Source organism: Peribacillus sp. JNUCC 23 (assembly GCF_053653995.1).
This window is the reverse complement of record NZ_CM132202.1, coordinates 4286566-4311058: the sequence shown is the minus strand read 5'-3', so window position 1 is coordinate 4311058 and position 24493 is coordinate 4286566. Positions and strand designations below refer to the sequence as shown.

The window sequence follows — 24493 nt, the reverse complement described above, 5'->3', positions numbered from 1 at the left end:
AGTGAGAGGAGAAATGAAGGATGAAAACAGCACAAGAACTGGTTAAGGAATTTGAGGACTACCTCCTTCAGAAAGGTATTGCACCGAAAACGATTGAGAGCTACACGACAGATGTTCACTTGTTCCATGACTACATTCAGGCAAATGGCGTACGAGATGTGACGCTACTAAAACGCTTCTATGTCACAAACTACAAGCAATGGCTGCAAGATGGAGGGTATGCAGTTGCCACCGTTAGAAAATCAATTCCCTACAATACAAGCCTACAACCTGTTTTTGGTGAACAAGCAGTACCAAAACGAGCAGGTGGTGTATCCAAGGAAGGGCCGAGTAAAGATTGTAACTGGGAGTCAAAAGGATGTCGCTGTTCTTACCGATGAACAAGTGAACCACTTATTGTTCCATATACAAGATATAAGTCAAGTTACACAGCGTAACGAACTAATTGTCATGATGCTCCTCTACACAGGAGTGAGAGTGAGTGAGCTTTGTCAGGTTCGATTGGAGGATATTGATTTTCTCACAAATGAGTTATCTGTGTACGGAAAAGGGGGCAAGCATCGTCAGGTTCCATTGAGGAACGACTTGGTAGAAAACATTCGTGAGTACCTTAAGGGGGAGCGCAGTCAAAGCAAATTTGTAGATAGCCCATGCGAAGCGTCAGAGCTGTCAGTGATTGTTGCTAGAGACGCAACTGATGCTATGAGCGGAGGTGAGGGAGCCTCTAAATTAGAGGAAATTAATATTAATCAATACTTGTCGAATTCCAGGTAATGCTTTTTTTCCGTGCAAAGCGTCAATCCCATCAGTATGAGAATCCCGGTGCCAGGCATCATCCAGGAATTAGGAAGTCGCATTTTCATGATGACAGATAAAGAATCTGTTAACTAGAAGGGAGCATTATGGATTAAGACCAACAGGAGCAAAAAGAATTCCTCGAACAGCAGCTTAAATGGACTGAGGAACAGGTACGTATTTTAGATGAGATGAACATTAAGCTTAATGAGATGAAATGGATAGCTGAATATGCTTTGGAACATACGCTTTCTCCAATTGAAATTGAGAAGTTGAATGGTCAGGTGAATGAATTAAAGAATGAGTTCCATTCTCTAGAAGAACAGCTATATCCTGTTCTACACTAGGAGTAGAAAATGTTGTTATCAGATATCGTAGGATCACTGAATATAGCCAAGGTCGAGTACAATTCAAGTATAAAGTGAAACTTCAATCAGTGGGGGATCTTCATCCCCACTGATTGTTAGTTGAACCAATCGGGTTTTCACTGGCAGTTGTCCCCCACTACGCTTCTTTGATCCCTTTAAGCCTTGAGGTGGGGGACTTGCTGCCCGTTAATGCAGGATAAATAGTAAATCCAGTTTGTCATAAGTGGAAAACTGGATTTATTTATGCTCGATTTTCTGTGAAGTTTGTTAACTTTATATTGAAACATAACTGTGCAATTTGACTTTGATTCCAGCCGGATAGTTGCTTTATCCTTTGGAGGCTTGATCTAATTTCTTCATTTAGAATAATTTGATAACTTTTTTGATTTTGTTTATCGTGAGTGAGAGAATTAGCAAATTGATAGAAGTTTATAAAAGTTTTTCGGTTTTCTAATTGGTGAATGATTTTATAAGCGTACACCAGTTGACTGTTAATTTCCTTAGTTGGTTGATTGAGTTGAAGTTGTTCTGGTAAGTAAAAGGTTGTTCGCTTGGATTTAGTTGGCAGTAGTGGTTGTTCGATACCGATAGATTTCTGTTCATGCAAGGTTGGAGGTACGGCTCAATTAGTTTTAAAAAGTAATAGATCTGTGGCTGATCGTAGAGGATTAATCGTTTTTGACCATCTAATTTAAAAGAGAGACAAAATTTTTCTTGAAGTATTTGTTGTAATGCTAAATGCTCGTTTCTAGAAAAACTATCAGGACAGTACAACTTTTTGAGGCAAGTTATTTTGTTTAGCTAAATGTCCATCATCTTGATACCACCAGGCTAATGCTTCTTCATTTAAATATTCGTTAATAAAAGCAAGAGGGAGAAGTTTTTTTCTGCTGTTATACCAAAGTTTTTCAAGCTCAGTAATGATAGTACTTGTTTTTGACTGAACCGTGTAACATTCTGAATAGCCGGCTTGGATTCTAGGATCAACTACTCGCTTATATGTAGGCGGATTCAACGGAACAAAATCTTTTAGTTTCTCGTAGCAATACTGACTCCATTCAAAATCCTCTATCCGATGAATAAATTGAAACCTCGGTTGTCTACTTACTTGCTTAGTTATACAACCATCGCCTAACAACTTCCCGGTTAATCGAGATAAGTAATTACCATCAAATTTATTCATGGCTCCTCCTAAACTAAAGAATGTATGTTCTTAATTTCATTATAAAGGAACTTTCTAATAAACTATATAAGTTCATCGATGAAGTAGGGTATTTTCCTTTTGATGAACTTACGGCCAAAATGTTTTTCAGTCAGTGTCCAAACCATATGAAAATGGAGTTATGATCTTAACATCTTTTAAATCAATTATTGAATGGGGATTTTTATTCCGATGACAGAGGAAAAATAAATCGAAGTTGATATGCATTATGAATTATCAGACAAGAAAACCCCAGGACAAACCTTATCCCAGGGCATCAACGTACTACTAAAATAATAAAAAATATAATTAGAAATAAGTCCTAAAAAATCTGTTTACCATCTATATAAACAACAGGGTCTTTAATCACACAATCAATGTGAACGCCTGCTTCTGTAACTCCGCCAAAGGATTTGTTGCTGCCAAAGGCAATATGAACAGTGCCAAACACCTTTTCATCTTCTAACACATTGCCAGTTAGTCTGGCTTTTTTGTTCGTGCCAATGCCGAATTCTGCAATGGTTCTACCAGGGCCGTCTCCTAGCAGCTCCAACAATTGTCTGCCCTTTTCACCATGTGCATTAATGAGTCTTCCATTTTCGATTTCTAGTGTCACAGGTTCCGTTAATACACCAATTCCTGCAATGGAGCCGTCAATGTTGATCGTTCCATTTGCAGAGATTTCGAGAGGAGCGATATAGCTTTCACCGGAAGGGAGATTGCCGGATTCGCCTTTGTCCCGAAAAACGCCTGTACTTGGAATCGCTTTTCTTCCTTTGATGGAGAAGGAAAGTGTTTGGTTGTCCTTCTTAATTTCTACTTGCTCACCTTCTTCAAGGATGTCACAGTATTCGGCAGTTAGCTGTTCCACCTCTGAATAATCTGCCAAGATGGCGCCTTCTTCAAGCATATCCAATGTGAGGCCAGGCATGGTTGCAATACGTGCGCCGCCCGCTGAAGCTTCTTTTCTCGCCTTTGTATGGGTAAGGGAGTGTTCGGTAATACAAAGGACAATATCAGCAGCTTTCATCGCTTCACTGACGATTTTCGGTGGTTCTTCACCAGATTTCGAACGAGGCGCCATTTTGATTACCATCGTTTCATTGCCTAAATCAGTGCCAGCTTGGGAGAAGATTTCACCAATTTCATGTAAGGAAGAATCAGTTACGATTAAAATCTGTTCATCTTGTTTTATATGTAAGTTTTGAAGGAGAACAGATTTGGCTACGTCAATATATGTTTGCAAGATAGATCGATCTCCTTTTCTATATTCTGATATCGTTTTAGTCAGATGGCTGTTCTCTTAAATTGTTAAGCCCTAATTTTCAATGGGAATTTGTAGATGACATCGGCTAATTTTCTATTTGCCTTTTCCAAAAGAGAGATAAATTCACTTCTTTTTTCTTCCGTCATTCTATAAATAGGTCCGGATATCGTTAAAGAGCCTATGATTTTGTTATGTTGGTCGAACACAGGGACGGCAATAGCAATGATATCTGGTGTGTATTCGCCTTCACTGACTGCCCAACCTTGTTGTCTGATTTTATTTAAGTCTCTTTTTATCTCTTCAGGATTGGTCATTGTTTTTTCTGTATACTGTTTTAACTCGCTCTTTGTTAAATAGCTGTTAATAAATTCCTCCGACATAAAGGCTAGAATGGAACGGTAGGAAGCACCAACATATAAGGGAGCTCGACTGCCAACTGTAACAGAGAACTTTACTTTGTTATCAGGCTCTATCGCCTCAAAAGTAACAGCCTCATCCTTATCTAGAAGAGTAAGGAACACAGACTCTTCGGTTTGTTGGAATAGTTCTTCTAGAATGGGCTGGATGAATTCTTTTACATTTAATCGATCATACATAGCCATTCCGAGCTCCCATGCGGCAAAACCTAAGGAGTATTTTTTGGTGATTGGGTCTTTTTGTAAAAAATTACGTGATTCAAAGGTTTCAAGAATGCGATAAATTTTCGCATGATCCAGGTTCATTTTATGAGCGAGTTCACTGCCGCTCCATTCTGGCTCGTTCTTTGTAAACATCTGAATAACTGTTAGTGCTACGTCGACTGTTTTTAGCATGGAATCCCCCTATCAATCATGAAACTCAGAACATTATCCTTATCATACCAAATATTTCTGATAGAAAGAGATTGCCTGAGTTTCAATTAAAAAGAAATGTTAATTTGAGTAGAGAAAATCAATGATTGCCGCAACGTACACTTTGGCGCAAGTAATGATTTGTTCTGTTTTAACTCTCTCATTATAGCCATGGATGGTCGGCAAGTAAGCTGGACCGTATTGGAGTACAGGGATATTGTATTCTCTAAAGTGACGGGCATCACTGCTTGCCCATTGCATCACGCCATATGCCTCATCTCCTGTTACGAACGTAATATTTTCTGTGATCGCTTTACATACAGGATCATTTGCATCTGTGAAATTGGCTTCACTCCTAAAACCAAATCGTCTTAATTCATATTGAATGCCTAGTGCATCTAATTTTTCTGTTAAAAAGGAAGTCACTTCTTGTTGGGTAATCCCAAATGGTAAACGACAGTCCACTTGAACTTTACAACTTTCAGGGATTACATTTGCTTTCGTGCCGCCTTCAATCGTGCCAATATTGCACGTGATTCTTTCGAAAACATCGATATATTGTAATCGTTCCGTTTCCACTTCACGCATATAACGGTGCGACACTTCGATTAATGGTTTCACTTCTTCAGGAAGCTCGATTTGGATATCCCACACTTTTTGAATTTCTAAAAGTGCCTTCACCATATCACTAATCGCGTTAGGACCAGCTAACGGAGATAAGCTTCCGTGTCCCGGTTGACCGTATACTTCAAGTTCAAACCAATAAGAACCTTTTTGACCAATCGTCGGATTTCTTGGAGAGGACGGCTCAGCAATTAAACAGCCATCACCTTTCACAAGTCCTTTTTCTAACAACCACGGTACACCAAATTCCCCGCCAGTTTCTTCATCAGGGACAATGACAAGCGATAATTGCCCCGGAAGCTCAATATTCATTCGCTTAAGCAGGGTAGTAGCGAAGATTAATCCTGAAAGACCGGCTTTCATGTCACTAGCACCTCGACCTAGCATCCAGCCATCTTTGATTTCTCCGCAGAACGGATCAAAATCCCATTTAGATCGATCTCCAGCAGGGACGACGTCGGTATGACCGCAGAAGATCAAGTTTTTACCTTGATCTTGCTTGCCAATTGTTGAAATGAGATTGTACATTTTATCAGCTGATTCATGCCGATCTACAGCAATATCAAATTTAGTTAAATAATCTGTAATAAATTGGCTGATCTCTGTGGAATCACCTGGTGGATTTTCACTTGGAATTTGGATGAGAGCACTGCACAATTCCAGTAATTCATCTTTTCTCGCTTCTACTTCATCAATTAATTGTTGTTTTAGTTGGATCGTATTCAATTATTTCTCAGCTCCTTGTTTTCCTAATGTTTGTAGATGGTCCATTTTTCCGTATAAGCTTTCTAATAGATTAAAATCTTCTTGATTATAAAAAGAACATTTATTGTCTCCATAACCTTTAGCCACTTCAATCACAAATCGAACAACCTGCTCAACGTCTGTTAAGTGAGTAGCGCCCGTTCCACAACCAGCAACGGCTGTTTGGGTCGTAATCGCTACGCCGACCACTGGACTAGAGGTGGCGACAGCAGGCTGAAGGATACTGTTGATGTGAAAAACACCATTTCCATATGGCGTAATATCCTGTGTTGTAATCGGCAATGTCACAGGTGGTGTGCCAGTAGATTGTGAATAGATATGCAATAAATCATCGCTTATTTTTAAAATATATCCTTCTTTAACGGTTGGTGTAATCGCAAATCCTTTGTGATTGAGGATCGCATTTCCTTTTGTTGTGTCGATAGATAGGATCGCGTCCATTTCCTTTGTGACTTCATGTTGGTTCATTGTAAAAATGTCAACTGGTGAATTCATAAATGGTACTGGATCATGCGGTAAAGTAGGTGCTGTTGGACAAATATGTGTTGTAATAATGACGTCGCCGATAAGCTGATCGCCTTTTTTCGTCATGTCCAATAGTTTAGCTGCAGCGGATACAGCAGAAAGGGCGCCATCTCCATCAGAAACAAACCCGATCATTTCCGGACGTGCACCAATTCCACCAAGGCGACCAATAATACCTAAAGTAGGGGCATTACCACCTTTTGATTTCCCATCTTTTCCAGGGATCGTAACTTTAACGAAATCAGTAGAACCGAGTTCACCATGAACAGTCTCCACTGTGATGTTTCCATCACCCCCGATGTTGCTTAAATAATGTTTAACATCTTCACCTGTTACGTATTGGTTATCTAATAATTCATAAAGTTCGATGACATGTTTGAATGACATTTTTTTCTCCTCCTAGTTTTCTTCAAGTAAATGACAAGATGCGATATGACCATTGCCTGTATCCATTAACTGAGGGATCTTCGTTGAACAAATATCCATCATATATGGGCATCGTTCGTGGAAATGACATCCTGTTGGTGGATTAATTGGGTTTGGAACAGCGTCTTTTAAAATAATACGTTCTTTGTTATCGTGTGGACTTTCTTTCGGGATGGCAGATAATAAGGCTTTTGTATAAGGGTGTTTAGGGTTCTCATAAATTTCCTTATACGTACCCATTTCGACGATTTTACCTAAATACATAACGGCAATACGATCACACATATAACGGACGACATTTAAATCGTGTGAGATAAAAATATAGGTAAGGTTATAATCCCGTTGTAATTCTTTTAATAAGTTAATCACTTGGGCTTGAACGGAGACATCCAGGGCGGAAACCGGTTCATCGCAGATAATAATATCCGGATTCAGCACTAAAGCTCTTGCGATATTGATTCTTTGCCGTTGTCCGCCTGAAAATTCATAAGGATATCGTTTAGCATGATAATGGCTTAAACCAACAACCTCTAATAATTCTAGAACACGCTTTTTTTGAGAGGCTTTGTCACCGATACGATGTATAACTAAAGGCTCCGCAATCAGCTCGCCGACCGTTTTTCTTGGGTCTAATGAGGCGTACGGATCTTGGAATACCATTTGGATGGATTTACGAGTTTCCCGTAGTTTTTTAGCATCCATCCCAACTAAATTTTCTCCCCGAAACTCAACCGTGCCGCTAGAAGGGGGAATAAGCTGATTCACTAGACGAGCCATTGTTGATTTTCCGCAACCAGATTCACCCACAACACCAAGTGTTTCACCAGGCATAACGTCAAAGCTAACACTGTCAACAGCTTTGACACTTTGATTAGACTTTTTAAATGGAATAGGGCTGTCTATAGGAAAATACTTTCTAAGATCTCTAACTTTTAACAACGGCTCTGGCATGAGTAGATCTCTCCTTTCTATTTAATCGGTTTTCTTTCGTTTGAAAATGGCATGCAACAAAATGCTTTTCTTTTACTTCAACCATTTCAGGAGCTTTGGAAAAACAGATGTCTTGAGAATAGGAACATCGTGGTGCAAATGGACATCCTATAATCTCTTGTCTTAGATCTGGTGGACTTCCCGGAATTGTTGTCAGCATTTCATGATCTTCAATATTTTCTGTTATTTGTGAATCGAGTAGACCCCATGTGTAAGGGTGCATTGGATGATCATGAATTTCTTCTACGGTTCCGTATTCAATCACATTTCCTGCATACATAACAAGTACTTTGTGACAGATTTCCCAAACGACTCCAAGGTCGTGAGTAATCATAATAATGGACGTGTTGAATTCATCCTGCAATTTCTTCATTAATTCTAATATTTGAGCTTGAACGGTTACATCCAATGCAGTTGTAGGTTCATCAGCAATTAATAGTTTTGGATTACATGAGAGAGCAATGGCAATCATTACTCGCTGGCGCATTCCACCGGAAAACTCATGTGGGTACATATTTAATCGTTTTTCTGGGGCTGGAATGCCAACTAACTGCAACATTTGAATTGCTTTTTGTTTCGCTTCTTTTTTAGAAACCTTTTGATGAAGTTTAATCGATTCCATAATTTGATCGCCAACTGTAAAAACAGGATTAAGACTTGTTAAAGGATCTTGGAAAATCATCGAAATATCATTTCCGCGAATATCTCTCATTTCTTTATCTGATAAAGTTAATAAATCCTTGCCTTCAAAAAGAATCTTTCCTCCGGATATATGTCCAGGAGGACTTGGGATTAATCGCAGTAAGGAAGTTGCCGTAACACTTTTACCGGATCCAGATTCGCCGACAATCCCAATGTTTTCTTTTCTATTTAATGTGAAGCTGACACCATTTACGGCTTTTGTCACAGTAGATCCAGATTTGAATTGGACTTCTAAATTCTCTACTTTTAGTAATTCAGTGGACATAGGGGGCACCTCCTATAATTAAACTTTCATTTTTGGATCAAGAGCATCCCTTAGCCCATCACCAAAAAGATTAATACCAACAACGGTAATTAAGATAGCTAAACCAGGAATCGTAGCCATATGTGGATTTAATACGAGAAAATTCTTTCCGTCTTGAAGCATGCTACCCCAAGAGGCTGTCGGTGGCTGAACGCCTAAACCTAAGAAGCTTAATGATGCTTCTGAAATAATGGCACCTGCAATGCTCATTGTGGCATAGACAATTAACGGTGCAATACTATTTGGTAGCACATGGTGGAAGATAATTCGGCTATGTTTCGCTCCTAGTGATCTCGTCACTTCGATATACTCAGATTGCTTCACACTTAGCACTTGGCCGCGAACAACTCTTGCAAATCCGGGGATGTTTCCTATACCGATGGCAATAATGACATTCATTAGTCCTTGTCCAAGAACACTCATCAATGTAATAGCGAGTAAGATAAACGGAAACGCAGATAGTCCATCCATAATGCGCATGATGATCGAATCGAATTTACCGCCAAAATAACCAGCAATCACACCTAATAGCGATCCGATCACAGCTCCGAATAAAACAGCTCCGAGTCCAACCAGAATGGAAATTCTAGCTCCGTATACTAATCGACTAAAAATATCTCTCCCATAATTATCAGTCCCTAATAGATGGCCCTCTGCTCCTATTCCTAAAAGGGTTTTCGTTACATTCATTTTGTCAGGAGAATGCGTGGCAATAACAGGGGCAAAGATAGCCGTTAAGATGAGCAGCAACATGATGAACAGCCCAAAGGCAGCAAAACGATTTCTAATCAATTTTTTGAATAAAGAACGTTCATTTGTTTCAACTACATCAGTCTTTTGTAAAATAGCTTGGCTTTCTGCCATTATTTCGTACCTCCTTTACCGGACGAATATTTGATTCTTGGATTGACCAATTTGTATGAGATATCAACAAGCAGGTTGACGACTACATAAATCAAAGCAATGAAAATGACCATGTTTTGGACAACAACAAAGTCTCTTTTTCCAATCGCATCAATAATTAATAATCCAATGCCAGGCCAACTAAAGATCGTCTCTGTTAAGACAGCTCCACCTAACATAGAAGAAATTTGAAGGCCTAAAACGGTAAGTAATGGAGTTAAGGCATTTTTAAAAGCATGCTTGCAAATGACAAAAAATTCATGTAACCCTTTTGATCGTGCTGTCTTTACATAATCTTGTGAAATGACTTCTAACATGCTAGATCTTGTGATTCTAGCAAACTGTGCAGTTGGGATGGTGGCTAAGGCAATACTAGGCAAGATTAAGTGGCTGATAAAATCACCTATCCCTTCATCCATTGATCCCATTCCTGTAGCAGGGAACCAGCCTAAATTGACACTAAAGAATAATACAAGCATGATTCCGAGCCAGAAAATCGGCATGGAAACACCCATTAGCGAAAATGTTGTAAAAGCATAATCGAAAATTGAATTTTGCTTTCTAGCTGCAATAATGCCAGCTGGTACGCCGACTAAGATGGCAATGAGCAGGGCGCTAACAGCTAGTATGACGGTATTAGGGAAACGTTCCATAATCAAATCGATAATTGGCATATTATAAGTTAGCGAGTTTCCTAAATTCCCTTGTAGTAAATTACCTATATAATCAAAAAATTGAATATATAATGGTTCGTTTAATCCTAATTTTTCTGTTAGAACTTCTATTTCTTCTGCGCTAGCTTGAGGTCCAAGCATCACAGCTGCAGGATTCCCCGGAAGCATTCGGGTGATTAAAAAAATAATAACCGCAACAATCAATAAAGTAGGTATCATATTAAGAATTCTACCTAAAATATATTTGCCCACTCACTCTACCCCCTTTTAATTTATTCACTATTTGAAATGTTAACTTAATATTTGAATAAAAATAGTGTATCATTTGATTATTTTTTTGTAAATAAGTGCTTATTAGCAATAATTTATATTTTCTAATTAATCACAAAATAGTATTTACATGATTGTAATATTTGTGATAGATTTGTATTCAATATATGAATGCATGATTCAATATTTAAAAAGACTTTCTTCGGTAGCTACTATTTTATTACACTTGAAGGAAAGTCATATTTTGGTTAATTGATTTTTCCTCTTGCCCTAAAGTCAGAAGAAAAATCTTTTTGCACTTATCGGATTGTGTGTCCATGAAAATGGGCTTATTGTTGAGCGGTCCGTTAAGTAAAAATCAATAAAAAATCTAAGGAGGTTTTACAATCGTGAAGAAAATGAAGCATGTAGTATTATTACTCACTCTTATTTCAATTGCTTTAGTGATTAGTGCTTGTGGTGGAGCGTCACAAGATAAAGGTTCAGAAAATAGTGAAAATACTAACAATGAACCTAAAAGTGGTGGAGTCCTAAAGGTTGGCCTTGCCTCAAATCCTAATACGTTAGATCCTATTAAATATACAGGTGCGTATGAGTCACAGATTATGAGATCGGTCGGTGACACTCTTGTTGTATATAGCCAAGATTTAAGTGATTTCTCACCGTCATTAGCAACGGAATGGAAGCCTTCAGATGATATGAAGTCTTATACGTTTAAGCTAAGAGATGACGTCTATTTCCAACCAGGAAAATATCAAGAAGGTCGGAAAATGACGGCTGAAGATGTGAAATATAGCTTAGAACGCTCTGCTAAAGAATCTGCTCTAGGTCGTTTAGATGGCGTTGAAAGTGTTGAAGTAACAGGGGAATCCGAAGTAGTTGTCCACTTAACAGCACCAAACGCTTCTTTTTTAGCAATGTTAACAGATGTTGGGAACATTATTATTCCTAAAGAGGAAGTAGAAGGTTGGGGTGACCAATTTGGGGCTAATCTAGTAGGAACGGGTCCATTCCAATTTAAAAATTGGCAAACAGACCAAAAAGTAGAATTGGTTCGTCATGATAAATACTGGGGTGAAAAACCATATCTTGATGGTGTCACATACCAAATTATCAAAGACCCGAACATGATGACAAATGCTCTTCGCTCTGGCGATATTGATATAGCGACAGACATTAAGGGTCAAAACCGTCAAGTTATTGAACAAGATCAAAACCTTGAATTATTATCAGAACCAGGATTGTCTATTGATTATCTTGATTTAAATAATATGAGCGGTCCAACAGCAGATCCAAAAGTAAGAGAAGCGATCTATAAAGCAACAAATGTAGAGGAAATTGTAAAAGGTGTAAACCAATGGGGCGGCGGTACAGTCTCTTATGCTCCAATTCCAAAAGGGTCTTGGGCATATAATGAAGAATTAGAAAAACTAAAGCCAGAATATAATCCTACAGAAGCGAAGAAGCTTTTAGCGGAAACCGATTATGCGAATGGATTTAAAACAGAGCTTTACGTATTAGAAACGCGTGTTCCATATGCAACGATTTTCCAAGCACAAATGAAGGAAAATCTAAATATTGATGTTGAGATTAAAGTGACAGAATGGGGAACACTTAGTGATATTGCGGCTAAAGGGAAAGCGCCAATGTATATTGGAGGCTGGTCATGGTATCCAGATCCATTCTTCTTCCTAAATAAAACATTCCATTCGAATCAAATTGGTTCACTTGGGAATGGTAAAGGATACAATAATCCAGAAGTGGATGCGTTATTAGACCAAGCCCTTTCAGACACAGTCGAACAAGAAGAAAGAGCGAAGTTATACCAAGAAGCAATCAAAATTATTATGAGCGAATATCCTCGTGTTGAGCTTGATAATCTTGATCAAACAGCTGCGGTTACGAAACATGTTCAAGGGTTTGCGGTATCTGCAGATGGTACCATCAATATTGTTAAACCGAATGGTACAAACGTATGGTTAAATAATTAAAATTAGAGAAGAGGGTGCCCCTAAAGCCAAGGAGTCAGACCCACAACACACTATATCTAGCCGGATTTGAGTTTCAAGTAATCTAGATGTAGTGCTGCGTGTGGGAGTCGGACCTTTTATGTGGCCCCTCTTTTTGTATTCATTTTTTGGTAGCAATTAGATAATCAACAGACGTGGTAAAGGATATAATAAAAAAAAGCTAGGCTTTACAAAGAAGATGATTTCTGTAATGTACAGGGTCATCTTTTTTAATTCGATTGGTATTTATATGGAGTGTAGGAAGTCAAATAGTTTTTGATTTTCAAGAGATACAAATATTTTAATCTCTGCCGATACAATAAGTAAGTGAATGCGAGCGGAGAGTGAAAGACATGCAAATTCTTCAGAATACAAATCTTCTATTACAAAAGATCAGTGGTCAATCTGGACAGTTAAATATCGGGGATACTTTACAAGTGACAATAAAAGAACGGTTAAATGACAAAGAAGCTATTATCTCTATGAATGGGAAACAATTTACTGTGAAATTTGAAGGAGAGATCCCGAGTAAAGATCGTATTTCTATTGAAATTTCCGGAAAGTCTCGTGAAGGTCAATTACTTGTAAAAGTTACAGATCGACATGCAAAGGAGACGGTTATCCAGCAAGGAAAGCCCGGAAATACCCAAGAACAACCTAAACAGCCAGTGAGTGAAGCTGTCAAAGAGTTTACAAACAAAGGAATTACTGTCACGAAAGAAAATCTGACTTCTATTAAAAAATATTTGAAAAGTGACAATGGAACGATCGAACAGAAGATGGAGACCTTAAGGATAATGGCAGAAAAACAAATCCCATTAACGGATATGAATTTGAAATCTGTTCATGAGGCATTACATGGTACGTCTATTTCCGATGCAGTATTATCAATTTTGGGTGAAATGGCTGCCTCAGTGCAAGAGAAGGTGCTTCAAACCAGGAAAGAAGATGTAAAGTCAGATGCTCCTTTAGAAAAGATTCTGTCAAAATTGTTGACTGCTACTCAAATTAATTCAACGCTTAATCAGGATCTTTCATCCAACATTCCGACTTCACTAAGTGAGCAAATGGAGGCCTCTAACCGTAAAAATGAGGTGGGAATGAGTACGGGGATATTTCCAGAAACGCCAGAAATAGAGATAAACGCTCAACCAATTTCTAGCTCAGAAACAGAGAAATATTTAATAAATGAAGCTGTACAGAGTTTGAAATTGGATTCGAAAAATGTCATTGTCAAAGAAATAACAGAAAAATTATCGCAAATGGCCATCGACTTTAAAAAGGTGCGCCAAGAGATTAGCAGAAACTTAGATAATATCACGAAAATTGTTGAAAACCGAAGTAATCAACCAACGAATATCCAACAAATTTTAGAGTCGACCATTCATAAACTGGATAAAGCGATTTTACAGAGTGATTTCCTTTTATATGCTGATATGGGTACAGAAAAGAAGTTGCTATCAGCGAGCTCTCAATTAACGGAAGCAAAGAGGTTTCTCGAAAAAGGTGAAATCGCTAAGGCAAATCAAATGGTTAAAGAAGTGAAAGCAAATGTTGAAGCGATTATTTTCAAACCTTCTGAAGTGAAAATGAAGCATTTTATTACGGAAAAAAACCAAGGTGAAACTCTAACTTCTGCCAAGCAAGTATCTACATTGATGCAGCAAACTATTCAACCGTTTACTGAAGGTTCGTCATCAAGAAATGTATATGAAATGGTTCGCAAGCTTGGGTTAACGCATGAAACAGAAACGGCTGTTTCGTTGATGACCAAATCTGATAATCAAGACCAGGGTCAAAATAATGAGAATTTGAAAGCAGCCTTGTTGCGTGTCATGCGGGGAGAAGATGTCAAACCGCATATCCAGCAGCAGGCAGAGCAGGCTGTTAATCAGATTACTGGGCAACAATTGCTTAATAAACAGGATTCTTCTGGACTACAAAATTTATTTTTTCAGCTGCCCTATTTAATGGATAAGCAAGTCGAGAATGTGAAGATTTATATTAATTCACGTAAAAATGGCGAGAAGGTAGATTGGGAGAATTGCAGTTTGATTTTTTCACTTGAAACGAAGAAACTAGGGGAAATCGGAGTTGTTTTGACAGCGGCAAATCGAAATGTAAGTCTTACTTTTAAGAGTGATCAAGAAGAACTACAAACTATTATTGGAAGTATGACAGAGATTACGAAAGAACGTTTTGGAGAAATTGGTTATCAGCTGAATTCAATCGGAGTTAAACCAACCGGCCTCAAGGAAGAGGACAAAGTGGTCAAGCCAATTGTTAAACCGCAAAGCCATGAAGGATTGCAGCCAGAGAAAGGTTTTGATTTTTCGATATGAGAAATGCCCATTATTTTAATCCGAAAAAAAGTCGGACAATGAATGGCCCAACAGCTGCGGTGATTAAATATGATACCAATCAGGATGCAGCTCCAACTGTCATTGCGCAAGGATCCGGTCAGGTTGCAAAAAAAATTATGGAGCTTGCACAACAAAATAATATTCAAATACAAGAAGATGAATCATTGATCAGCACGCTGTTGAATATCGATCTTGGGGAATCCGTTCCGCCGCAGCTTTATGCAGCGATCGCTGAGATTTTGATTCTATTAGAAGAAATAGAGAAAAAATATTAGACTGGCTTATGAGACTATTAATTAAAAAAGGTGATGTACATGGAAGTTCAACGAGTGGCAAGAACCTCACCTTCTAAGCTGATAGCAGCGGAGGAAGTAGCGAAAGGTTCGATTCAGTTCCAATCCGTTTTGGATAAGAGACGTACTGATATGAATTATGAACGGTTAACGAAGAAAGTTGCGGAGCTTGAAGTACAAGGGCAAAAGCTCGCAGAAAACAGCACCGTTGATAATCTTCGTAAATATAAAAGGATGATTAAAGATTTCATGGAAGATGCGGTTAAGAACGGGCTAGAGCTTCAGGAACAGCGCGGTTTTAATCATAGAGGTTCGACGAAAGTTTATAAGCTTGTTAAAGAAGTGGACAAGAAAGTGATTGAACTGACAAACGAAGTGCTTGATAAAGAGAAAAATGGATCGAATATCCTGAACCTAGTCGGTGAAATTAAAGGACTGTTAATCAATATTTATACGTAACTCTGCCTTGAATAGAGCAGGGTTTTCTTTTGTTCATTATCTATCAATAAAACCTAAATTATCTCAAGTTCTCTCCGATATATATGATAACTATACGAATATTGGAGGCAAATGCGATGTTGGAGAGCCTTTCTACGAATGTCCTTTCCTCGCAACTTAGAACAGCCATCTCAGAAGGAGTCAGTGCTTACTATCAAAGAGAAATAGATACGATTACTTATAGTGAAAAGGGAGCGAATGACCCGTCTAAAAAGCAAGTACTGGACGTTGTAGAAAGTCTCAATAAATTTCTGCAGCCGACTTATACTTCTGTCCGGTTTGAGTTTCATGAAAAATTAAATGAGTATTATGTAAAAGTTGTGGATGATGACACAGACGAAACCGTTCGCGAAATCCCATCAAAAAAACTATTGGACTTCTATGCGGCTATGACGGAATTTGTTGGTATTATGGTAGACGAAAAAATATAAGCAGGTGATGAATAATGGTACGAGTTAGTGGACTAGCAAGTGGAATGGATATTGATGAACTCGTTAAGAGTATGATGCAGGCGGCACGTGTGCCGATGGATAAATTAACGCAAAAGAAAACCTATTCGGAATGGCAGCGGGATGATTATCGTTCGATGAATACAGCATTGCTCGAGCTAGATACGCTTATTCGTGATGGAGTTGGGATGCAGAAATCGTTTATTAAGAAAACAGTGACGGTTTCTAATCCAGATGCCTTATCGATAAAAAACATAAATGCTACCTCAAATTTTTCTGGAACAATAGAGGTAACAAATTTGGCAAAGGCTGCAAATATGATCAGTACCGTAAAGGCAGGCATTAAAGATCCTAAAGAGACACTTAGTGGAACCTTTGTCAATAAATCAATAACAATTAGGGCAATTAATAAGGATGGAGTCCTAGAAACATCTAAACCAATTACATTTGAAGCTACGGATACATTGGATAGCTTTATAGCTAAAATTAATAGTCAATCCAATGTTACAGCATTCTATGACAAAGATTCAGAAAAATTCTCTTTTATCGCAAAAAACACAGGTGATGGAGGTATTGTTTTATCAGGGGATGAAATCGTTAATGATCTTCTGAAAATGGGTAATAATGTACAAGAAACCTCCGGTGTGGATGCAAAAATAAAATATAACGGCTTGGAAATCACCCGTTCTTCCAACACCTTCACGATTAACGGTGCGGAAATTACCTTGAAAAAGGCGTCTACTGATCCAGTCACCTTCTCTTCAACAGCCGACGTCGACGTAATCCTAGATACAGTCACGAAATTTGTGACTAAGTATAATGAAGTTATTGCAAAAATTAAAGATAAAACAGGTGAATCTAAATATCGAAGCTTCACTCCTTTAACTGCGGAGCAAAAAAAAGCAATGACTGAGGATGAAGTCAAGCTTTGGGAAGAAAAAGCGAAGAGCGGGACACTAAAGAATGATTCTACCCTCAAGAGCTTGTTAACTACAATGAGGTCTTCCCTTTATACATCTGTTAGCGGATTGAATGGAACGGATTCTTTAAGCAAGCTTGGAATTACAACTACAAGTAATTATCTAGATGGCGGGAAATTAACGATTGACGAAGATAAACTTCGTGCTGCAATTTCTGAAGATCCAAATGCTATTTATGATTTGTTTATGAAGGAAGGTAGTAAAAAGGACGGTAGTGAAACAGGAGAAATGGGTATAGCTCGTCGATTAAGAGCAAATCTTAAGGCATCTATGGCAACAATTACTGAACAAGCGGGTAAAGCTGGTTCCCTAAACAATAATTTTACTATTGGTAAGTCACTTAATAGTTTAGAAACAAGAATCTCAGCATTTGAAGTGAAATTAACGAAACTAGAAACACGTTACTATAATCAATTCACCGCCATGGAAAAAGCAATTCAAAGAGCGAACAGTCAAAGTGCTTCGTTATCGCAATATTTTAGTTAAGAGAAGTAAGAAAGGAAGAGTGTACACATGGCCATAAATAATCCATACCAATCCTATCAACAAAATTCTGTGAATACAGCGTCTCCAGGTGAACTGACTTTAATGTTGTATAATGGCTGCTTGAAGTTCATGATGCTTGGGAAGAAGGCGATTGAAGAAGGCAATATTGAAGAAAAAAATAAGAACCTCCTAAAGGCACAAAATATCATCCATGAATTAATGGTCACATTAAATATGGATGTTGCTGTCTCCAAGGATATGATGACTCTCTACGACTTCATGCATCGTCGCCTTGTTGAAGGGAATATGAAAAATGATCTTGTGGCGATAGAAGAAGTTGAGGGACTGGTTAAGGAATTCCGAGATACGTGGAAAGAAGCGATTCAAATGAATCGAAAAAAACAATTTACGCAAAGTGGGCAGGTTTAATGTCGCTTCAGAAATTCAGTGACATCACGGTCGAGCTGCTTGACGTATTGACTAATCGAACAACGGATGAGCGTAGTGATCGTATTAATAGAATTGTGGAGTTACTTGATCTGCGTGAAGTATTACTTCAAAGCATTCAGCCACCGTTCTCTGAGGAAGAACAGGTACTAGGTCGCCAGGTTGTTGAACTCAATTACAAGGTGGATGAATGGTTACTGTTGCAAAAGAAAGACATTCAGCGAGATATCAAACAGTTGAATGAAAAGAAGCAGACTTCGAACAAGTATACGAATCCTTATGATAAGCTCTCAATTGATGGAGTTTTTTATGATAAAAAAAATTAAGAAATGATAGAGGAAGGGTCTTCGGTTAGCCGAAGACCCTTTCATTGTATCGGGGTGACAGGCACCTTCCAGAAAAAAGTGAAATGGTATTTTAGAGTCGAAAGTGGTAGTAACGTGATGAATAGTGGTTTTGATACTGAATCTAGAATTAGATGTGTTGAATGTAATCTCAGTAAAAAATTCAAAATAGGTAAACTTAAATATTAAGGAAGAAAGAAGAATCGTAGTATTTGCTAAACAAGAAGCAAGGATTATTGATGTAAGAGAGACTGTATTAGACGCAATGCACAGTCATTCTACGATTTTGAAAGCACATCTGGTTCTTGCGGAAGAATAAACCGGATGTATGTATAGTCATTCTTCCTTATAAAATCGTTCTCCAGTTTCCGGATGATAGTACACGACCAGCCTTTTTTTCGTTGTTGGATCTATGGACACTTCTTTCGTGCGGATAAAGCCGTCAGGGACCTTATTTCCGTGTTTTGTTTTGAAGCGGCGATCCCAGATGAACCAGGAGCCAATAATGATAATCACGGTAATGATTAATTGCACACCATAAAAGCCGAGAACCCATTCCATTTGCTTTATTCCCGTTCTGCGATTACGGCTGTTCCGTAAGCAACAATTTCACTCATGTTTTGGCCGATTTCACCAGAATCAAAGCGCATCATAATAATGGCATTTGCCCCCATCACTTTTGCATTTTCCACCATCCGATCCATCGCCTGCTTTCGAGCATCTTCAAGCATTTCTGTATATTGGCTAATTTCTCCGCCCACGAGTCCTTTCAAAGAAGCGACGATATCTTTTCCAAGGCCTCGAGCTCTTACTGTTAATCCGAAAACAGGGCCTATAATTTCTGTTACTTTGTAGTTAGCGATATTTTCTGTTGTTACGATAATCATATAGATTTCACTCCATTCAAGAAAAGTTTCATACGTAATACCCTTATTCTACATCTTTCTTCATATGCCTGCTATTTTTATGTTGGCTACTGTTTTTAAACCACCACCCAAGAAAAAGAAACTAGAATAGGTGGTTTGTAGGGGAATTCATATATTATAAGCGAAGAAATATCCATTAACGTGCTACTGCTTACCTACATAGAACTAGGTTGTAATGTACTTAAGTCAGAATGATTAAAAATAGTTTCGGGTGAGAAAAAAGTGTTGGTTATAAAGAACTATTCAGAATATATTTGAAGTGCCTTTATATGATGTAGTAGGGGGTGTTTTTTTTATGGGGATAAAATTGATTAAGATCGGTGTCGTGTATTTTTTGATTGGCATTTTTTTCGGGTTGTACATGTCTGCAGCACACGTTTTTACATTAACAACCGTCCATGTTCATCTTAATATGTTAGGATGGATGTCGCTTTCACTAGTTGGTATTTTTTATTATCTTTTTCCTCATCTTGCTAAAACAAAATCGGCAAAGATTCACTTCTGGATGCATAATATCGGCTTGCCAATTATGATGGTTTGTATTGCATTGGCTATTTATGGAGTAGGTGGAGAAGTCTTTTTTCCTATTGCTACTATTGGGGGAGTTCTCACGGTAATAGGGATTTGCTTCTTTGGCTATAATGTGCTGAAACATTTAAAGGTGGAAGAGTAAGAAATTTATACCTCATTTAAAAATTTACTGTCATCAAGAGGCACTTCCGCGAGGGATATCTTTAGATCATACAATAGTTGATCAGTTTGCCAATGAAGGCTAGCTTCTTTGTTGGCTTTTTGTTTTGTAAATGTCACGTAATCATCATGAAAGCCCCCTTTTGGTTTAAGGGAGCTACAGCTATTACATCGTTTCTCTTTGATTTGCTTTGAGCAGATCACGAATTTCCGTCAATAGTTCTTCTTCTTTTGTTAATGATGGTGAAGCTTCTTCGACTTTTTCCTTACGTGTATAAAGTTTGTTAAACAGCTTAATAAATAGGAAGATCGAAAAAGCTACAATGAGAAAATCAACAATCGTTTGAATAAACATGCCATACTTTACAACTTTAAAAGATAAGTTTGAGAAGTCGATTCCGCCAAGCAGAAGACCAATCAACGGCATGATGATGTCATTTACGAGTGAAGTAACAATTTTACCGAAAGCTGCACCGAGAATAACCCCGATTGCCAGGTCAATCACATTCCCACGCATCGCAAATTCTTTAAATTCCTTAATCATTCTGGACAACTCCTTATTAAAAGAATAAAAAAAATATACCATGTTTCGTACGATGAAAACATGATAATGGTGAAACTAGTTAATAAGACATATTTTTATTAGGTATCTTTAGTAAAAATCACACTGCTGTTTTTATAAAACGTTTTAGCAAACGCATGTTAGTTTTTAATAGGAAAAATAGAAAGAAGCCATTCAAATGAACTGAAAAAAACAGTTTATTATACAAAGAGGGTAGAAAATGTGCCTTGAAACAGTCCATGAAATTACAGTCGAGCCTCTATTCGTATTAAACGGTCATGGATTAGAAGAACGGGACGCTAAAATCAAGGGGGGGATGGCTTCATCATATCAAACCACCCCTCACCGAGGAAGAACGGCAATTAGGTCGCAAAGTTGTCATTCTAAATCAGCAGGTCGATGAGTTATTATTTTTGAAAAAACCATCTATTGAGCGAGATATCAAACAGCTGAATGAAAAGAAGCACACGTCAGTTAGGTTCTTAAGAGAATCCCTTAGTTGATGGAGTTTTTCACGACAAAGAAATTAAGATATCAATAAAGAAAGGGTCTTCGGTTTCACAGAGGCCCCTTTTGTTTATTGATATGTATGTTACGAATGATAGCTGAATGCTTTTAAGTGTCAGCTGACGATAATCATCATTTACTTACACAATACTACTAGGCTCGTACAGAAACTAGATTCGGTTTTACCGCTAATAAGGAGTTTTTACATTGTTGGCAATCAATTTTTGTGAGTGGCTTAAATTTAATGTTTCTTCGATCTTTTCTGTTTTGTTCAAAATAGCAGTATTGTATATGGCACTCACAATACTTCTGCGATTTTACTAGATGAACTTTACCATCTATTTCTACAGTTGGCACATATAATTGATTCATCATTTTCTTAGACGCTTCCATCTTCCATGTCTGTTCCTCTCAATATTTGATCCTTTCGATTTGCGAGAAATTTGCTGAATTATATAGGTCGAGTCATTCTTGATCTTACCTTCAAATATAGCTAGATCCATATTAGCACCTCTTTTAAATTAAATTAGAAAGTACATTCCATGTTTTGTTAAATAGTAAAAATATGTAAATCTATTACAATATATACCTTTTCAAACAATATTAGTTACTATATACCTTATTATCATATATTTCAATAGTGGTATAAATATATAGAATTATCTAATTTTTTTGATGCTCTTCAGTGTTAATTTAACGTAAAGATTGTTATAATAAAGATGGATACGAACCCCACTACTCATCCAATTTTCTAAAGTTTCTTCACGAACTTAGCAAAACGATTTGTTTGTGAAGGGAATGCATAGGGTATCGTAGAACTATATAGTGTAGAACTATATAGTATAGTTTTTAGAAGGAGGACTCACTTTATGGAATATAATATTCGTGGTGAAAACATTGAGGTAACTCCAGCAATACGGGAATATGTAGAGAAAAAGATTGGAAAATTGGAACGGTATTTTAGCCATTCACCAGATGCAACGGCAATGGTGAATTTACGAGTGAATCACAATACCTCTAAAGTGGAAGTAACGATCCCGATGACGAATTTAGTGCTTCGCGCAGAAGAGGATAATGCTGATATGTATGCAGCGATTGACCTGATTACTGACAAATTGGAGCGGCAAATCCGTAAACATAAAACAAAAGTAAACCGAAAATTCCGTGGTACAAGTACGAACGCAACCGATGTTTTTCCAGTATTTTTAGAAAGTGGCACAACACCGATTGAAGAAGACGAACTAGAGTTAGAGGTTGTCCGTAACAAGCGTTTTGACTTGAAACCAATGGATAGTGAAGAAGCAATCCTGCAAATGAATATGCTTGGTCATAGCTTTTTCGTTTATACGAATTCAGATACAAATTCGACAAATGTTGTGTACCGTCGTAAGGATGGACGCTATGGTTTGATTGAACCAAGCTAATAATAAATTATAAAAGACCTGATTCTTTCTTAAGAGAGAGTCAGGTCTTTTCTGTTCAAATGGTTAAATATGATTCTTTGCTTAAGGCATCAGCTGTTCGAGATCAGAAGTTGGTACTTTTTGTTTTTTAGGTAACTTCACAAACATAGAAAATGTTCTGTATAATATAAAAGGTAAATACGAGATGAGGGCCAATCGTGATAATGGATTTTTTTGCATCATCCATATGCTTCACAAGGGAGTACATTTATTGAAAAAATGGAATGGGGGCAGCATCTTAGCCTCTTACAGCAATGAGTGTTGTTTGGCCAACGTCAAATGAAATTGATGCGATGCCTTTGCGGCTTGGAAGATAGATTAGTAGAAATAGGTGAAGGTTATGAAGCAATTACATATTTTTATGGCTTTTTTTAGAGTAGGGATGCTTGGATTTGGCGGTGGTCCCGCAGCCATTCCGCTTGTGCAAAAAGAGGTAGTAGAGAAATATAAATGGATGAATAATGAAGACTTTGGTGATATCTTGGCACTCGGAAATGCACTTCCTGGTCCGATTGCGCCTAAGCTTGCAGGGTATATTGGTTACCGTGTTGGCGGCATTTGGGGCTTGTTGAACGGAATACTTGCATCGTGCGTTCCTACAATTCTCTTAATGATTTTGCTATTAACAAGTTTGAATGCTTATAAAGATCAAACATGGGTCACAGGGATGACAGCAGCGGTCGTTCCAGTTGTCGCTGTGATGCTGCTAACCATGACTGTACAGTTTTTCAAAAAATCAGGCTCATCTAGTATGGGGTGGCTGTGGACTATTGTCTTCGTTTTGCTTGGATTTGTGTTCATGCAACTGCTGAATGTGCATCCTGCTATTATTATTATTTCTCTGATTATTGGGGCATTACTTAAGAAAGACCCTGCTTCTAGACCTGATAAGGAGGCAGAAAAGTCATGATTTATTTACAGATTTTCTGGGCGTTTTTCATTTCAGGCATCCTCGGATATGGTGGTGGTCCAGCATCAATTCCGTTAATTGAAAAGGAAGTCGTCGATCGATATGGTTGGTTTACGGTTCATGAATTCAGTGAAATGATTGCAATAGGGAATGCGCTACCTGGCCCGATTGCGACCAAGATGGCCGGTTATATTGGATTTGAGCAGGCAGGTATCCTCGGCGCCGTTGTCGGGGTATTCGCTGCAGTGGCCCCTTCACTCATTTTAATGCTTGGACTGCTCAGTATCTTGATGCGACACAAAGAATCCCCAAGGGTGAAAAGAGTGACGGTCGTCGTACGTCCTATCATCGCTGTGTTGCTAGGAATGATGGCGTATGACTTCTTTTTCACCGCATATGAAGGAATTGGTTGGATTCAGACACTAGTAATTGGTGCGATTAGTTATATGTTACTTGGTAAATTGAATGTGCATCCTGCCTATGTAATCGCTGGTGCTTTAGTATATGGTGCTATTTTTCTTGGATGAAAAAATCCCTTTGATGTTTAGCTCAAAGGGGTTTTTCGTTATGATCATATTAATAAATATATTGTGTATATACGTTTTTTTAAAAGCAAAAAACGTATCGCTAGAAAGAAGTGCTTCATTTAGTAGAGTGATAAAGGCCAATGGATTTGTCTCGGTCCCGGGTGAAACTGACGGTACATTGGCGAAATATCTAGACTATATGTCATGAGTATAAAAGGCCGAATTAGCTGACGATAAAAATACTTTAAATGATCTAGTTTCCAACTTATTTATATTTGGACTATGTAGAAGTTAGTCGATCTATGTTGTATATTGTCAAAAAATGAAAAAATATAAGGTAATATTTTTCAATTTAATTTCATAAAGTTACATCAAAAATACAAAAAATTCTGTAT

At 37.9% G+C, this 24493-nt stretch carries 27 protein-coding genes; 15 read left to right on the top strand and 12 right to left on the bottom strand.

The window, feature by feature from the left end:
- Positions 1–20 precede the first annotated feature (20 nt).
- The 3 genes from JNUCC23_RS20685 (at position 21) to JNUCC23_RS20675 (ending at position 1142) form a co-directional block, all read left to right on the top strand.
- Positions 21–380 carry a site-specific integrase gene (locus JNUCC23_RS20685; RefSeq protein ID WP_454213303.1) on the top strand — a complete coding sequence of 120 codons (360 nt, stop codon included), beginning with the start codon at positions 21–23 and terminating at the stop codon, positions 378–380.
- On the top strand, positions 310–774 hold the full coding sequence (locus JNUCC23_RS20680) for a tyrosine-type recombinase/integrase (protein ID WP_454213301.1): 465 nt from the start codon (positions 310–312) through the stop codon (positions 772–774). The genes JNUCC23_RS20685 and JNUCC23_RS20680 overlap by 71 nt, the downstream gene beginning before the upstream one ends.
- A gap of 212 nt (positions 775–986) precedes the next feature.
- Positions 987–1142 (top strand): hypothetical protein, encoded by a 156-nt coding sequence (locus JNUCC23_RS20675; RefSeq protein WP_454213299.1) that lies wholly within the window; start codon positions 987–989, stop codon positions 1140–1142.
- A gap of 781 nt (positions 1143–1923) precedes the next feature.
- Here JNUCC23_RS20675 and JNUCC23_RS20670 read toward each other — a convergent pair.
- The 9 genes from JNUCC23_RS20670 to JNUCC23_RS20630 form a co-directional block, all read right to left on the bottom strand.
- Positions 1924–2346, bottom strand: a complete 423-nt coding sequence (locus JNUCC23_RS20670; protein WP_454213297.1) for a hypothetical protein — start codon at positions 2344–2346, stop codon at positions 1924–1926.
- A gap of 340 nt (positions 2347–2686) precedes the next feature.
- Positions 2687–3613, bottom strand: a complete 927-nt coding sequence (locus tag JNUCC23_RS20665) for an aminopeptidase (RefSeq protein ID WP_454216160.1) — start codon at positions 3611–3613, stop codon at positions 2687–2689.
- Positions 3614–3675: 62 nt separating this feature from the next.
- Positions 3676–4443 carry an IclR family transcriptional regulator gene (locus JNUCC23_RS20660; RefSeq protein WP_454213295.1) on the bottom strand — a complete coding sequence of 256 codons (768 nt, stop codon included), beginning with the start codon at positions 4441–4443 and terminating at the stop codon, positions 3676–3678.
- A 99-nt stretch (positions 4444–4542) separates the two neighbouring features.
- Positions 4543–5811, bottom strand: a complete 1269-nt coding sequence (locus JNUCC23_RS20655; RefSeq protein ID WP_454213293.1) for a M20 family metallopeptidase — start codon at positions 5809–5811, stop codon at positions 4543–4545.
- Positions 5812–6762: a DUF1177 domain-containing protein gene (locus JNUCC23_RS20650; RefSeq protein ID WP_454213291.1), complete on the bottom strand. Its 951-nt coding sequence runs from the start codon at positions 6760–6762 to the stop codon at positions 5812–5814.
- Positions 6763–6774: 12 nt separating this feature from the next.
- Positions 6775–7752 carry an ABC transporter ATP-binding protein gene (locus tag JNUCC23_RS20645; protein WP_062185595.1) on the bottom strand — a complete coding sequence of 326 codons (978 nt, stop codon included), beginning with the start codon at positions 7750–7752 and terminating at the stop codon, positions 6775–6777.
- Positions 7727–8758: an ABC transporter ATP-binding protein gene (locus JNUCC23_RS20640; RefSeq protein WP_062185597.1), complete on the bottom strand. Its 1032-nt coding sequence runs from the start codon at positions 8756–8758 to the stop codon at positions 7727–7729. Before JNUCC23_RS20640 ends, JNUCC23_RS20645 begins: the two co-directional genes overlap by 26 nt.
- Positions 8759–8776: 18 nt before the next feature.
- Positions 8777–9661 carry an ABC transporter permease gene (locus JNUCC23_RS20635; protein ID WP_454213289.1) on the bottom strand — a complete coding sequence of 295 codons (885 nt, stop codon included), beginning with the start codon at positions 9659–9661 and terminating at the stop codon, positions 8777–8779.
- Positions 9661–10626: an ABC transporter permease gene (locus JNUCC23_RS20630; protein WP_049683184.1), complete on the bottom strand. Its 966-nt coding sequence runs from the start codon at positions 10624–10626 to the stop codon at positions 9661–9663. The genes JNUCC23_RS20635 and JNUCC23_RS20630 overlap by 1 nt, the downstream gene beginning before the upstream one ends.
- Before the next feature lie 416 nt (positions 10627–11042).
- On the opposite strand from JNUCC23_RS20630, the gene JNUCC23_RS20625 reads away from it, so the two are divergent.
- The 8 genes from JNUCC23_RS20625 to JNUCC23_RS20590 all read left to right on the top strand — a co-directional run bounded on the left by JNUCC23_RS20625 (position 11043) and on the right by JNUCC23_RS20590 (position 18495).
- Positions 11043–12635, top strand: coding sequence for an ABC transporter substrate-binding protein (locus JNUCC23_RS20625; RefSeq protein WP_454216158.1), 1593 nt, complete (start codon positions 11043–11045; stop codon positions 12633–12635).
- 371 nt (positions 12636–13006) lie between these two features.
- Positions 13007–14995 carry a hypothetical protein gene (locus tag JNUCC23_RS20620; protein ID WP_454213287.1) on the top strand — a complete coding sequence of 663 codons (1989 nt, stop codon included), beginning with the start codon at positions 13007–13009 and terminating at the stop codon, positions 14993–14995.
- On the top strand, positions 14992–15291 hold the full coding sequence (locus tag JNUCC23_RS20615; protein WP_049683182.1) for an EscU/YscU/HrcU family type III secretion system export apparatus switch protein: 300 nt from the start codon (positions 14992–14994) through the stop codon (positions 15289–15291). The genes JNUCC23_RS20620 and JNUCC23_RS20615 overlap by 4 nt, the downstream gene beginning before the upstream one ends.
- 39 nt (positions 15292–15330) lie before the next feature.
- A complete protein-coding gene (locus JNUCC23_RS20610) occupies positions 15331–15768 on the top strand; it encodes a YaaR family protein (RefSeq protein ID WP_403075757.1) in 438 nt (145 codons plus the stop codon).
- 116 nt (positions 15769–15884) lie between these two features.
- Positions 15885–16238 (top strand): flagellar protein FlaG, encoded by a 354-nt coding sequence (gene flaG, locus JNUCC23_RS20605; protein WP_454213286.1) that lies wholly within the window; start codon positions 15885–15887, stop codon positions 16236–16238.
- Positions 16239–16252: 14 nt separating this feature from the next.
- Positions 16253–17722 (top strand): flagellar hook-associated protein 2, encoded by a 1470-nt coding sequence (locus tag JNUCC23_RS20600; RefSeq protein ID WP_454213284.1) that lies wholly within the window; start codon positions 16253–16255, stop codon positions 17720–17722.
- Between the two features lie 27 nt (positions 17723–17749).
- Positions 17750–18151 carry a flagellar export chaperone FliS gene (fliS, locus tag JNUCC23_RS20595; RefSeq protein WP_454213282.1) on the top strand — a complete coding sequence of 134 codons (402 nt, stop codon included), beginning with the start codon at positions 17750–17752 and terminating at the stop codon, positions 18149–18151.
- Positions 18151–18495, top strand: a complete 345-nt coding sequence (locus JNUCC23_RS20590) for a flagellar protein FliT (RefSeq protein WP_062185615.1) — start codon at positions 18151–18153, stop codon at positions 18493–18495. The genes fliS and JNUCC23_RS20590 overlap by 1 nt, the downstream gene beginning before the upstream one ends.
- Positions 18496–18849: 354 nt before the next feature.
- Here JNUCC23_RS20590 and JNUCC23_RS20585 read toward each other — a convergent pair whose 3' ends face one another.
- Together JNUCC23_RS20585 and JNUCC23_RS20580 are read right to left on the bottom strand one after the other, a co-directional pair.
- Positions 18850–19074 (bottom strand): hypothetical protein, encoded by a 225-nt coding sequence (locus JNUCC23_RS20585; RefSeq protein WP_062185617.1) that lies wholly within the window; start codon positions 19072–19074, stop codon positions 18850–18852.
- Between the two features lie 5 nt (positions 19075–19079).
- A complete protein-coding gene (locus JNUCC23_RS20580; RefSeq protein ID WP_062185619.1) occupies positions 19080–19400 on the bottom strand; it encodes a YbjQ family protein in 321 nt (106 codons plus the stop codon).
- A gap of 334 nt (positions 19401–19734) precedes the next feature.
- Between JNUCC23_RS20580 and JNUCC23_RS20575 the strand changes: the two genes are divergently transcribed.
- Positions 19735–20112 (top strand): hypothetical protein, encoded by a 378-nt coding sequence (locus JNUCC23_RS20575; RefSeq protein WP_062185621.1) that lies wholly within the window; start codon positions 19735–19737, stop codon positions 20110–20112.
- Between the two features lie 183 nt (positions 20113–20295).
- Here the strand turns inward: JNUCC23_RS20575 and mscL are convergent, their stop codons facing one another.
- Entirely contained in the window at positions 20296–20673 is a 378-nt protein-coding gene (gene mscL / locus JNUCC23_RS20570; protein ID WP_062185623.1) for a large conductance mechanosensitive channel protein MscL, read from the bottom strand.
- A 1394-nt stretch (positions 20674–22067) separates the two neighbouring features.
- Here mscL and hpf point away from each other — a divergent pair.
- The 3 genes from hpf to JNUCC23_RS20555 all read left to right on the top strand — a co-directional run bounded on the left by hpf (position 22068) and on the right by JNUCC23_RS20555 (position 24098).
- Positions 22068–22622 (top strand): ribosome hibernation-promoting factor, HPF/YfiA family, encoded by a 555-nt coding sequence (gene hpf / locus JNUCC23_RS20565; RefSeq protein ID WP_454213279.1) that lies wholly within the window; start codon positions 22068–22070, stop codon positions 22620–22622.
- Positions 22623–23001: 379 nt separating this feature from the next.
- Positions 23002–23571 carry a chromate transporter gene (locus tag JNUCC23_RS20560; RefSeq protein ID WP_454213277.1) on the top strand — a complete coding sequence of 190 codons (570 nt, stop codon included), beginning with the start codon at positions 23002–23004 and terminating at the stop codon, positions 23569–23571.
- A complete protein-coding gene (locus JNUCC23_RS20555) occupies positions 23568–24098 on the top strand; it encodes a chromate transporter (RefSeq protein WP_403075731.1) in 531 nt (176 codons plus the stop codon). The genes JNUCC23_RS20560 and JNUCC23_RS20555 overlap by 4 nt, the downstream gene beginning before the upstream one ends.
- Positions 24099–24493: the final 395 nt, after the last annotated feature.